Here is a 12,460-nt window from a genome sequence, read left to right as displayed (position 1 = left end):
TAAAGCTCTGCTATTTAGATAAAATAATGGTTTTTGCTTGAAGATACTTATTGGTTTCAATTGTCCCATATATTGTGGGAAAGTATTCCCACAATATGAGGGAATACTTTCCCAAACAGTTGGGAATCTTTTCCCACAATATGTGGAACTAATATACTGTATATGGAAACAAGCAAAAGGAATACATGGTTCTATATTATCCAATGCCGGCTTCCGGCACACTACACTATGAGAAATACCCCGAAACACTATGAGAATAAGGTCTGTTTTTAGCAAAAATAGGGGATGTTTTATGAGAAATGCTGTTTTTAGAAAGTAGTTCTCATAAGATATCTACTTGATAATCTTATATTTATCTAAAGATCATGAGAATATGAGAAACGAAAATGAAAAATCGTTTGCAAGAAGCGCGCGTCTTTTTTTATGATATACGGTAGACAGCATATCTATACTTGCTTCCGTTATTACTTTCTTACATATTCAATCTTGAACATTCATTTTTCTGATATAGAACAATTTTCAACTTGAATTGTTCTCCGTTGCACAGCAGTTATTTGCTTGATTCTGACAGGCTTCGAATAAATCATGTTTTTTTTATGAAGAGTTGTATAGAGTATGCAATTCTTTTTTTTGTATAGTAGTATTCGGAAAGTTCAACGTAATCTGTATAATGTTTATAAATGCAATTTCTTTTTTTCATTCAAAAATATCAATGCGGAATGTAAGCGTCATAACGATATTATTACGAACTTATTACAATGTTTATTTGTTATTTTTATATATCAGTAGAAACACTTATATTCGCAAAAGTATTGGAACAGAACCGGTTAAAAAATATAGAATTTATGAAAACAATGAATTATTCTCTTATTCGTATTCTCTTTGCACTTGTGATAGGATTGGTGCTCGTTATTTGGCCAAATGCGGCTGCCAGCTACATTGTCATTACAGTTGGCGTTGCCTTTTTGATTCCCGGTGTTATCGGCCTTTTGGGCTATTTCGGCCGGAAAAGACAGGAAGGTGAAGCGGATCCCCGTTTCCCGATAGAAGGGATCGGTAGTTTGTTATTTGGACTCTGGCTGATTGTGATGCCTGAATTCTTTGCAGATGTTTTGATGTTTTTATTGGGATTTATCCTGATAATGGGAGGAGTGCAACAGATTGCTTCTTTATCAATGGCACGTCGGTGGATGCCTGTTCCGGGAGTGTTTTACCTGGTTCCTTCATTGATTCTTATTGCAGGTATCATCGCTTTGTTCAATCCGACAGGAGTACGTAATACTGCATTTATAATTATTGGTGTGAGTAGTTTGGTTTATTCGCTTACCGAATTAATCAACTGGTTCAAGTTTGACCGCTGTCGTCCGAAGACTCCGGTGGTACATGACGATGATGATATTGAGGATGCAAAGATAATCGAATAAATAAAGAAGAGGACTGCTTCACAGCACCCCTCCCCCAGACCGTCCGAGAACTCTGATTTTCGCTGTAGGATGGCATTCTTGCAGCGGATTTGAGGTCGTAGAGACTATCTGGTGGAATTTGTTTTTCAATTGAAAGAATAAATTCTCTCATGATAATCGGTTTTAGAAGCTTAAAATGCACTTTAAAATGTGGTTATTACCTATATTCGTAAGGATGTGCACCTCGGCAAGTCTTTTATCGGAGTGCGGCAAGCAGTGCGGGTACACCTTTGAGACTTATAGCACGACGTAGGTTATAGGATAGACAGAGCAATCCCATCTCTGCACCTACTTTTGCAAAACCTTTTAGTAAAAAATAGTAGTATCCGAGCGTTCTTTTAATTGTCCCGAACGGATGTTCCGACAAACATTTGCGATTATCCATTTTCTTTTGGTCAAGATGTAGCACATAGCGTACCACCTTTTTCATAACGGTTATTCTTGTTGGTTTCAGATTCGCATTGCCGTCATTTGCTGCATCTTGTTTCCTTCGGGTATCAGCAACCTTTATTAGATCATCCTTACTAAAGTCCGCTTCCTTGAACTTGGATATGGTACACTTGCATTTGCATTTCTTGCAGGCCAACTTGTTGCAGTAACGTATATTGCCGTTTCGTTTAATGGATTTCTGTCTAAGAATCTCACCTTGCGGACAATAGACAAGGTTACGTTCGGCATCCCTAACGAAGAAGCCTTCAAGAGCTTTGGCACGCATTTGTTCGGAAGTCATGTCCAGCACTGCTGAATCGGATGTCGGCAATGTACGCTTTTTTACCTCAACAATTTCCATATCAGTTAAGATTCCGTTGTAGACATCGGGAATTACTCCGGCTTGAAGACATGCCTTCAAGTCCTCGGGGTTGGTACTAACTTTCTGTTCATCGGTTATGGTGTTTCCAATGTACTCAAACTCAACCTGCTCGGTGCAGCCACCGTCACGCCGGATGACATTGGGTACAATGCCCGATGCAAGTGCGTCGGTATGGTCTTCGGGGCATTCATAGCCCTTGTCTGCTGTAGTCTCAAGGATGTCAATCCCATAGTCTTTTTTCACATCTGTAGCTACGTTTGTTATTTGGCCATGGTCAGTAGGACTGTTAGTGACCCGGAAGCCGGCAATCATGTGGCTGTCCGCGTCAACAGCCGTCTGCATGTTATAGCCTACGCAGAAACCTTCATTCGCTTTCATCAGTCTTGCATCCGGGTCAGTAAGCGATATCTGTTTTTCATTAGACTCCTCTAATGTAGTGCGGTATGCTTCGTAACGGGCTTTGCGTTCTTTACAGACATTCAGTTTGTGCTCAAGTTCTTCTCTGGAAAGTTTGCGACCTTCTTCCCGATCGCATGAGTCAAGCTCTTCCATGTATAAAGTGATATGTTCATCCAAACGTTTGATACGGTCGTCAAGTTTGTTGAGCGTAAAATTGTTATCCTTGGCATTTACAGCCTTGAACTTGCTTCCGTCAATAGATATGTATGACTTGGAGAAGAGCTTCAACCCCATGCAGAACTTATTGAACTCCTTGAATACTTTAGTTATGCTATCCTTATTATCCTTGCGAAAATCGGAAATGGTGCGAAAATCAGGATATAATTTGCCCAGTAGCCACATCACCTCCACGTTGCATTTGCACTCACGGGCCAACTTGCGCGATGAACGCACTTGGTAAAAGTAACCATAAATATACAGTTTTAACAGGTCACGAGGGTCGTACCCGGGACTTCCCGTGGCTTTGGGAATGTTCCGTATAAACTCTAACTTGCCCATATCCAAACTATCAACGAATGCATCAAACAAACGAACCGGAGCATCCTCCTCAACATAGTCGTCTATGCAATCGGGGAAAAGTACTTTCTGTTGTCGTTCTTCACCTTTCTTATATGCCATAACTCTGTTTCTTAGCTTAGGTAAAGATAAGAAAAATGAATGAGAAGCATGAATATCTAATGTTAAACCATGCTACAAACAGGGGCTATTGCGGAGGGACAACGACAAACCTCTGTTTAAAGAGGAGTTCTCGGACAGTCTCCCCCGCAAACTTAAAACAACCAACAAAAGAAATAGATAATTTCATAACGGTGAACTGTGAGTGGTAAACGGTAAATGTGTTGCAATGCAACTTGTTTGCTGTTCACCGTTTATCGTTCACCGTTCTTTTTTTCTATCTCACAAATAACAGTTCCCTGTATTTCGGAAGCGTCCACATCTGGTTGTCAACAATGAGTTCCAACTTATCGATGTGGTAGCGGATTTCTTCCAGTGCCGGAACGATCGTGTCGTGGTAGGCAATGGCTTTTTCCCGTTCGCTTTCTATCTTGTTCGCAATCTTACGAGCTTCAATCATTGCATCTACATGCTCCTTGATGAAGGCTGTTCGGTCGGCAATCTCTTCAATAAGCTCCAGGTTTTTAGCAGACAATTTCGCTGCCTTTTCTGCCGGGAAAAGAGATTGCATCTTATAGACATTATTAATTAAATCCGTCTGATATTGAGTGGCCACCGGAATGATATGGTTCATAGCCAAGTCACCCAATACACGCGCCTCGATCTGAATCTTCTTCGTATACGTTTCCCATTTCACTTCGTTGCGGGCTTCCAGTTCTTTCTTTGTCATTACGCCGGTAGCTTCGAACATGGCAATTGTTTCCGGTTTCAGGTAGTTATCGAAGATAACAGGAACACTGGTTTCGCAATCCAGTCCACGGCGGGCTGCTTCTTTCTTCCATTCGTCGCTGTAACCATTGCCGTCAAAATGAATCGCTTTACATTCCTTGATATATCCACGGATAATTTCAAGAATGGCGGACACTTTAGGTTCTCCTTTTTCAGTCAAAGCATCCACATCTTTTTTAAACTTCACCAATTGGTCTGCTACGGCAGAGTTCAATGCAATCATGGCAGACGCACAGTTTGCCTCGGAACCTACGGCACGGAACTCAAAACGGTTTCCGGTGAAAGCAAAAGGAGAGGTACGGTTGCGGTCAGTATTGTCAATCAGCAATTCGGGAATCTGCGGAATATCCAACTTCATTCCCTGTTTGCCGCTAAGACTAATCAAATCATCTTTCGTACTGTTTTCAATGTGATCCAATACCTGCGATAATTGCTTCCCTAGGAAAGAGGAGATGATGGCAGGGGGTGCCTCATTAGCTCCCAAACGGTGGGCGTTGGTAGCGCTGGAGATAGAAGCTTTCAGCAATCCGTTATGATGATAAACTGCCATCAATGTGTTTACGACGAAGGTAACAAAACGCAGGTTATCTTCCGGAGTCTTACCCGGTGCCATTAATAAAATGCCCGTGTCAGTTCCCAACGACCAGTTGTTGTGTTTACCCGATCCGTTGACGCCCTTAAAAGGTTTTTCATGAAGTAGTACGCGGAAACCATGACGGCGGCTTACCTTACGCATTAGTGACATAATCAGCAAGTTATGGTCATTAGCAAGGTTACACTCTTCAAAGATAGGGGCTAACTCGAACTGGTTCGGGGCAACTTCGTTGTGACGGGTCTTAACAGGAATACCCAGCTTTAACGCTTCAATTTCGAGGTCTTTCATGAAAGCGGCTACGCGGGTGGGGATAGCACCGAAGTAGTGGTCCTCCAACTGCTGGTTTTTGGCACTGTCATGTCCCATCAAAGTACGACCGGTCATTAGCAAGTCTGGACGTGCAGCATACAATCCTTCGTCTACGAGGAAGTATTCCTGTTCCCAGCCTAAGTAAGCAACTACTTTTTTCACTTCCGGGTTGAAGTAACGGCATACGTCTACAGCAGCTTTATCTACAGCCCGCAATGCTTTCAGCAAGGGAGCTTTATAGTCGAGAGCTTCGCCGGTATATGCGATAAACACAGTTGGGATGCAAAGCGTATCATCTACAATGAAAGCAGGTGATGAGGGGTCCCATGCGCTGTAACCACGGGCTTCGAATGTATTACGGATACCGCCATTCGGAAAAGAAGAAGCATCCGGTTCCTGCTGTACAAGCAGTTTACCAGTAAATTCTTCCATCATACCGCCTTTGCCGTCATGTTCAACGAAAGCATCATGTTTTTCAGCTGTGCCTTCGGTCAGCGGTGCGAACCAGTGCGTATAATGAGTAACACCCATTTCGATGGCCCATTTCTTCATGCCGGCAGCTACCTCGTCGGCAATACTGCGGTCTAGCGGGGCACCGTTGTCAATGGCGTCAATCAGTGCATTGTATACCTTGCTGGGAAGGTATTTGAACATTTTCTCCTTGTTGAATACATACTTGGCGAAATACTCCGAAGGACGTTCGGCAGGTGTTGCTACCTCAACAGCTTTCTTTTTGAAAGCTGTCTCTACTACTCTGAATCTAAGTTTTGACATAATACCTGATTTGATTTGTTGTTAAATATGTTAGAGTAAATAATTACTTTGTTATGTGGTTCCCGGAAAGGCGATCAAACCTGTCCGGAAGTTTTTTCTGTGATTAGCGGGGTAGTGATTAGTAGTAAGTTGTGTGTAGCTGTCTTTCACTAATCACTAGACCGTTCATCACTAAATTAGTTGTAAGCAGATTCTCCGTGTTCGTAAATATCAAGACCTTCTTCTTCGATACGTGCCGGAACGCGAAGTCCGTGAATCTTATCAAGCGTTTTGAAAATGATGAATCCCATGCCTGCTGCCCATGCACCTACTACCAATGCTCCGAATATTTGTGCACCGAGGAATCCGAAACCGTAGCCATAGAATAAACCTTCACTGGTGGAGAACAAACCTGTAAGGATAGTTCCTAAAAAGCCACAAACACCATGTACAGAAGATGCACCTACCGGATCGTCTATCTTTAACACCTTGTCAATGAAGTCAACGGAGAATATCATTACGACACCACATATTGCACCTATTAAGGCTGCTCCTGCGGGGGATACTGCGTCACATCCAGCTGTGATGCCTACCAGCCCTGCCAAGATACCATTCAGCGTCAATGACAGGGAAGGTTTTCCATATTTCATCCAGCTCACCAACAAAGCGAAGAAACCACCGGCACAAGCAGCCAGATTCGTTGTCAGGAATACGTGGGAGATGGCGATAGCATCGGCTTCGGTTGCTGCTGCCAATTGAGAACCGGGGTTGAATCCGAACCATCCGAACCAAAGAATGAATACGCCTAGTGCGGCAATAGTCAGGCTATGGCCTGGGATAGCTTTTGATTTGCCGTCTTTACTATATTTACCGATACGGGGACCAAGAATGGCAGCACCTACCAAAGCAATCCATCCACCTACAGAGTGAACGACCGTAGAACCGGCAAAGTCATGGAAGGTAGTTCCGAAGAGACTCATCATGAAAGAACCTTCTTCACTGTTCATCAACCAGCCTCCGCCCCATGTCCAGTGGCCGGATATCGGATAAATCAGTACACTGATAAAGATGCTGTAGACGATATACATGGAGAATTTGGTACGTTCTGCCATGGCTCCTGATACAATTGTAGCTGCTGTCGCACAGAATACGGTTTGGAATATGAGGAATCCTTCGGTTGGCAAACCATTGTCAATGAAAGAAAGGTCGAAGAAGTGGGGCATCCCGATGAATCCGCCTGCGCCGAACATCAATCCGAAACCGATAAACCAGTATAGTAAAGAGCCGAACATGAAGTCTACAAAGTTCTTCATCAGAATGTTGGCAGTATTTTTCACTCTGGTAAAACCTGCTTCTACTAATGCAAATCCCGGCTGCATGAAGAACACGAGCATTGCTGCAAGCAACATCCATACAGTATTCAATCCAAGAGCTAATTCACCAACCGTATCGGGAGCTGCTGATGCTTCTTCGGCAGGAGCGGTAACGACTTCGGTAATTGTTTCTGTAACTGCTGCAACTGTATCGGCAGCGGCCGTGTTTTGTGCCGACATATCAGCAGTAAAACAGCACAAAATGAATATAGTAGTGGCTATCCACAGCTTTACGAAGCTATGGCTTTTATATTTTGTATCCATAATAGTATAATCTTATTTAACGTTCTTGTTCTGCATTGTAGAGGGCTATGTCACCACGTTCGGCAGTGCGTATGCGGATAGCGTCTTCGATAGGAATGACGAAAATACGTCCGTCACCGATTTCTCCGGTTTGTGCAGCTTTGATGATAGCCTGCACTGTTTTCTCGGTATTCTTGTCGCGTACGACAATAGAGATCAAAATTCGTTCAATGGTGCTGGTGTCATATACTACGCCACGGTAGATACGTCCTTGCCGTGCTTTTCCAATGCCTCTTACATCGTAATAAGAGAACCATTCGATGTCCGCTTCGAGTAGGGCGTCTTTTACGTCCTCGAATTTGGTTTTACGGATAATAGCTTCAATCTTTTTCATATACCTTAAATATTAGTGTGTCCTGTAAAAGAAAGAGGTATAGGGTAGCGGCAGCCATAGCAGGTTACCATACAACAAACCGATAAAATCTAAACTCTAACTACCTTTTCTAATCCCTATACGCTCTTTGTATTGTGAATTCTCTCTCTTAAAAACTTAGTCCGAAAGCAAAGTAGGCTCCTTCAGTGCGTGGGTTCACTGTTACTTTGGCAAATGTCGGTACAGAGAAGGAATCTGTGATTTTAATCTCCTTGGATGCTCCGAGACTGATGTCTGTTACGCAGAATCCACTGGTATAGCCATTATAAAAAGTTGTTTCCCAGGGAACCATACCTAAATCTATTGTCCAGTCGAGACCTCCCAATTTGAAAGGTGCGCTAAGTGCGAGGTAAGAAGAATAAGCTCTTTTGCCGTTTTCTTTCACACCGTCGGCACCTGCAAAGTTTGTGTACCAGTTGACGGCTAGCGGACCGAAATCATATCCCACTTGTGCTTCAAATACATGTGCTGTAGAATAGGCTCCATATTGGAAATACTTATTGGTTGTATAAATCTCCTTTCCGTATTCGTCTACATCTCCTGTATATGTTTTATCAAACCAATAATCCGTTATTGAAACACTAAATCCACCAATTGAATAACCGAGAGTTAAATCAAACTCTTTTGCATCTTTGGATTCAATTCCCACTGATCCCCATGCTCCGAGTGATAAACCTTTGTAAGAGATTCCCAGTGAAGGCTGGACGCTAACTCCACCTAATTTCTGACCGCGCCAGATGTAACCACTTACCAAATCTGCCCCAACGGAAGCTTCTACCTTATCTTGTGCCATCATCGTAGACGGGACAAGTCCTGACAGTAATAATGCTACTGTTATTACCCCCAATTTGTTGTTAATCGTCGTTTTCATCGTCTTTTTACCTTTAAAAGTTAGAAAAATGTGGATGTACGGTCCATTTGTTATTATAGTAGCGCGCAAAATACTATCGTTTTTTATAGATAACTGATTATGGATAACTGATCCTGCAGGAATGATGATGTTCGTTTAATGGGGGCATGTTGAACTTTCTATTTCCCGCTATCCATTATTCATTCAGTCAGAGCCAGTTCTTTATTCTTCTCATCGCTTCGATACAGTCGTTGCGTTCGCCGAACGCAGTTAAGCGGATATACCCTTCACCGCTTGGCCCGAAACCTACACCGGGAGTACCGACCACATTGGCTTCATACAACATCTGTTCGAAGAATCGCCATGAAGAAAGTCCGTTCGGAGTTTTCACCCACAAGTAGGGAGCGTTGACGCCGCCGTATACTTTCAGTCCTGTGGCTTCCAGTCCTTCCTTCATGATTTTTGCGTTGGTCATATAATAGTCGATTGTTTTCTTAATCTGTGCCTTGCCTTCTGCACTGTAAACGGCTTCTGCTGCCCGTTGGGTAATATAAGAAGTGCCGTTAAACTTAGTACACTGGCGGCGGTTCCACAATCTGTTGAGTGGTATGCGATCGCCTTCCAGAGTGGCGGCAGTGAGCTCTTTCGGAACCACGGTATATCCGCAGCGTACTCCTGTAAATCCTGCCGTTTTTGAAAAACTGCGGAATTCAATCGCGCACTTTTTAGCTCCCTTAATCTCATAGATAGAGTGGGGGACATTCTCGTCTTGGATATATGCCTCGTAAGCGGCATCGAACAGAATCAGTGTATCGTTTGCCAAGGCATAGTCCACCCACTTTTTCAGTTCCGGTTTGGTTAAGGTGGTCCCTGTCGGGTTGTTCGGATAACAGAGATAAACGATGTCTATCCGTTTGTCCGGAATTTCCGGGATAAAGTTGTTCTCACTTGTGCAAGGCATATAAGTAACGTTGCTCCATTTACCCGTTTCTTCTTCCAGTACTCCGGCGCGTCCGCACATAACGTTACTGTCTATGTAAACCGGATAAATGGGATCTGTAACACCTACGCTATTGTCGTGGCGAAGAATATCACCTATATTTCCGGTATCGCTTTTAGCCCCGTCACTGACAAAAATCTCGGATGCCGAGAAATGGATCCCGCGTGGAGCGAAATCGTTCTTTATGATTGCTTCAATCAGAAAATCATATCCCTGTTCAGGACCATATCCGCGGAATGTATCTTTGCCGGCCAGTTCTTCTACCGCTTTATGCATTGCTTCTATACAGGCTGGAGGAAGTGGCTGCGTAACGTCGCCGATACCTAGCCGGATGATGTCCTGTTTGGGATGCGTTATCCTGAAAGTATTTACCTTTTTCGCTATATCCGAGAATAAATAACTTCCCGGTAATTTTAAAAAATGCTCGTTTACTAATGCCATATTGTTATTGTTTTAAGTTTCTATTACTCTCCATTCTCAACTCTCCATTTCTTCAACAATTTCCCCATCGAAAACCTTGGTTGCCGGTCCGGTCATTAATATATGTCCGGAGGTTTCATCCCATTCGATGGTAACTGTTCCTCCATCCATTATCACATCACTTTTTCTTCCTGCAAGTCCGTTGATGAAGGCGGCTACTGCTGTGGCGCAGGCACCTGTCCCGCAAGCTTGAGTAATTCCCGATCCTCTTTCCCATACTCTCATCCGTATGGTGTCTTTACCGACGATCTGTGCAAACTCTACATTCGTTCTGTCGGGAAAGAGAGGATGATTCTCCAGTTCAGGACCGATTTCCGGCAGATTAATTCGGGTAATGTCATCAACAAATGTGACGAGATGTGGATTACCCATTGATACTTTAGTAGATTGGAAAGGATATTTCTTTCTCCAATCAATCTCTCCTGTTTCTTGTGGACTGCCCATATCTACGGTGACTGTATTGACTGTTTTTCCCTCTACCTGCAATTTCAGAATTTTAATTCCCGATAGTGTATCCAAAGTTATTTCTGTTTTATCAGTCAATCCGTATTCATATACATATTTGCCTACGCAGCGGCTACCATTGCCACACATCATTGCTTCCGAACCGTCGGCATTGAAAATACGCATACTGAAATCTGCTTTATCAGAGACACCAATCAATATAAGTCCATCGCTTCCGATTCCTGTATGAAACTTGCTCCATTCGATCGCTTTCTTTTCAGGGTCTGCTATCGGATATCTGGTCGTGTCTACATATATGTAGTCATTTCCTGCTCCATGCATTTTAGTGAATTTAATTATTGTTGTCATTTTGATTGGTATTTATTGATTGTTGTATCCTTTTGTCTTATTGCAATGCAAAGATATGACTTTTTGATTTATATTTTATTGAAAAGTATGTCTAATCTCTATTAATTTTTTGTGAGCTTATAATTGCCTTTTATGCAGCTATGTTTAGTTATAAATTAGAATTATATATATTCATATATTAACAAACTGTTATTTGAACGAATTGCCTTGCATATTCTTTCATAATATATGAAGAATATTTAGTCCTGATAATCCATAAAACCAGTTATAAAAACAAGAAATATATCTTTTTTCTTTTGACGATATGAAAGTGGGAATCCTTATTTCTCTATCATATTGTTCGCGTAATGTTTTGAAGAGTATTTTTCATTTAAAGAAACGGGTGTTTCCTATTAAAGGAAACACCCGTTTGACACCGAGAAACAATCTGTTTCTTTTAAAGGAAGATTTCGTTTCCTTAAAGCCAGATATTAAATTCTTTAATATGTGAATATTTTTTCTTATTGAAGTTTTTTAAGTTCTTCCTGTAAGATGATCGGCTCGTTAGTGGTGATGAAATCTACCTTTTGTTCGATCAGCCATTTCATATCTTCTACTTCGTCTACTGTCCATACGTTAACTTTCAAGCCAAGGTTGTGAGCTTCTTTGATCCATTCGGGGTGTTTCTTAATCACTCCCATGTGATAGTCCAGACCGGCAGCACCCAGTTCTTTCAGCTCTTTGGGAGACAGTTCCCCGTTAAGGTAATATACCGGAGTACCGGCAGGAGCCAGACGGATAAACTCTTTCATGGCATGTAGAGAGAACGTGATATATTCCATACGGTTTTCCAGTCCCATTTTCTTTACCATGGCAACGATTCCTTGTACGGCTTTGGTTTCACGTTTTTTATTGCTATGTGCTTTCAGCTCGAGAATCAATTGGGTTTTACAGTTTTTTCCGGTTTCCAGATACTGTTCTAGGCTGGGTAAGTTCTCTCCGTTGGATAATTTAAGTCCGGTCAGTGCATTACTTTTGGAATATTCCATCGGCCTCATCTTATATACGGGATCATGGTTAACCACTAATTTGTTATCCTTCGCGATCCATACGTCAAATTCTGAACCGTAACAACCGATGGAATCTGCTTTTAGAAGTGATGAAATACTGTTCTGCGATGATCCCGGAATTTTCCAGAAACCACGGTGAGCTATCACTTTTGTCTGTGCCTGCATACAGCAAGCAGCCATTAGAAGGGCAGAAGCCATCATCATTTTTTTTAAATTCATTTGTTTGGTCTTTTAAAAGTTTGATAGATTTAATTGGGTTTGGCCTCAAAATTATAAAAAAGATAACGCAAATCAGCCGATAATATGCTAATCTGCGTTAATTCTTGGGATTTTAGAATAGAAATGTAACAAAAGAGTGTCAAAAATAAAACTGTCTGTCATAAAAACATTCTCCGGACGCGTCTGATAGTTTGCACAAAAGGAGT

General features: G+C 42.2%; 9 protein-coding genes. 1 reads left to right on the top strand and 8 read right to left on the bottom strand.

Annotation, left to right across the window (positions count from 1 at the left end):
- Positions 1-845: 845 nt before the first annotated feature.
- On the top strand, positions 846-1,424 hold the full coding sequence (locus A4V03_RS10480; protein ID WP_065540372.1) for an HdeD family acid-resistance protein: 579 nt from the start codon (positions 846-848) through the stop codon (positions 1,422-1,424).
- A 235-nt stretch (positions 1,425-1,659) separates the two neighbouring features.
- On the opposite strand, the gene A4V03_RS10475 is transcribed toward A4V03_RS10480, so the two are convergent.
- The 8 genes from A4V03_RS10475 to A4V03_RS10440 all read right to left on the bottom strand — a co-directional run bounded on the left by A4V03_RS10475 (position 1,660) and on the right by A4V03_RS10440 (position 12,254).
- Positions 1,660-3,351, bottom strand: a complete 1,692-nt coding sequence (locus tag A4V03_RS10475; RefSeq protein ID WP_065537976.1) for a transposase — start codon at positions 3,349-3,351, stop codon at positions 1,660-1,662.
- A gap of 274 nt (positions 3,352-3,625) precedes the next feature.
- Complete coding sequence (locus tag A4V03_RS10470) at positions 3,626-5,815, bottom strand: glutamine synthetase III family protein (protein WP_065538857.1); 2,190 nt, start codon at positions 5,813-5,815, stop codon at positions 3,626-3,628.
- A 176-nt stretch (positions 5,816-5,991) separates the two neighbouring features.
- The gene (locus tag A4V03_RS10465) at positions 5,992-7,431 is read right to left on the bottom strand and encodes an ammonium transporter (RefSeq protein ID WP_065538856.1); all 1,440 of its coding nucleotides are present in this window, start codon (positions 7,429-7,431) and stop codon (positions 5,992-5,994) included.
- A gap of 16 nt (positions 7,432-7,447) precedes the next feature.
- Positions 7,448-7,804, bottom strand: coding sequence for a P-II family nitrogen regulator (locus A4V03_RS10460; RefSeq protein WP_004303701.1), 357 nt, complete (start codon positions 7,802-7,804; stop codon positions 7,448-7,450).
- A gap of 148 nt (positions 7,805-7,952) precedes the next feature.
- Positions 7,953-8,714: a hypothetical protein gene (locus A4V03_RS10455; protein WP_065538855.1), complete on the bottom strand. Its 762-nt coding sequence runs from the start codon at positions 8,712-8,714 to the stop codon at positions 7,953-7,955.
- 187 nt (positions 8,715-8,901) lie between these two features.
- Positions 8,902-10,134, bottom strand: coding sequence for an LL-diaminopimelate aminotransferase (locus A4V03_RS10450; protein WP_004315728.1), 1,233 nt, complete (start codon positions 10,132-10,134; stop codon positions 8,902-8,904).
- Between the two features lie 36 nt (positions 10,135-10,170).
- Entirely contained in the window at positions 10,171-10,986 is an 816-nt protein-coding gene (gene dapF, locus A4V03_RS10445; RefSeq protein WP_065538854.1) for a diaminopimelate epimerase, read from the bottom strand.
- Between the two features lie 500 nt (positions 10,987-11,486).
- The gene (locus tag A4V03_RS10440) at positions 11,487-12,254 is read right to left on the bottom strand and encodes a glycerophosphodiester phosphodiesterase family protein (protein ID WP_065538853.1); all 768 of its coding nucleotides are present in this window, start codon (positions 12,252-12,254) and stop codon (positions 11,487-11,489) included.
- Positions 12,255-12,460: the final 206 nt, after the last annotated feature.

This window comes from Bacteroides caecimuris, assembly GCF_001688725.2.
GTDB lineage: Bacteria > Bacteroidota > Bacteroidia > Bacteroidales > Bacteroidaceae > Bacteroides > Bacteroides caecimuris.
This window is presented reverse-complemented; position numbering and strand designations above follow the sequence as displayed.

Bases quoted from the DNA above. Each gene is read 5' to 3' on its own strand.
- A4V03_RS10480 (WP_065540372.1), top strand. From the start codon at position 846: ATGAAAACAATGAATTATTCTCTTATTCGTATTCTCTTTGCACTTGTG.
- A4V03_RS10475 (WP_065537976.1), bottom strand. From the start codon at position 3,351: ATGGCATATAAGAAAGGTGAAGAACGACAACAGAAAGTACTTTTCCCC.
- A4V03_RS10470 (WP_065538857.1), bottom strand. From the start codon at position 5,815: ATGTCAAAACTTAGATTCAGAGTAGTAGAGACAGCTTTCAAAAAGAAA.
- A4V03_RS10465 (WP_065538856.1), bottom strand. From the start codon at position 7,431: ATGGATACAAAATATAAAAGCCATAGCTTCGTAAAGCTGTGGATAGCC.
- A4V03_RS10460 (WP_004303701.1), bottom strand. From the start codon at position 7,804: ATGAAAAAGATTGAAGCTATTATCCGTAAAACCAAATTCGAGGACGTA.
- A4V03_RS10455 (WP_065538855.1), bottom strand. From the start codon at position 8,714: ATGAAAACGACGATTAACAACAAATTGGGGGTAATAACAGTAGCATTA.
- A4V03_RS10450 (WP_004315728.1), bottom strand. From the start codon at position 10,134: ATGGCATTAGTAAACGAGCATTTTTTAAAATTACCGGGAAGTTATTTA.
- dapF (WP_065538854.1), bottom strand. From the start codon at position 10,986: ATGACAACAATAATTAAATTCACTAAAATGCATGGAGCAGGAAATGAC.
- A4V03_RS10440 (WP_065538853.1), bottom strand. From the start codon at position 12,254: ATGAATTTAAAAAAAATGATGATGGCTTCTGCCCTTCTAATGGCTGCT.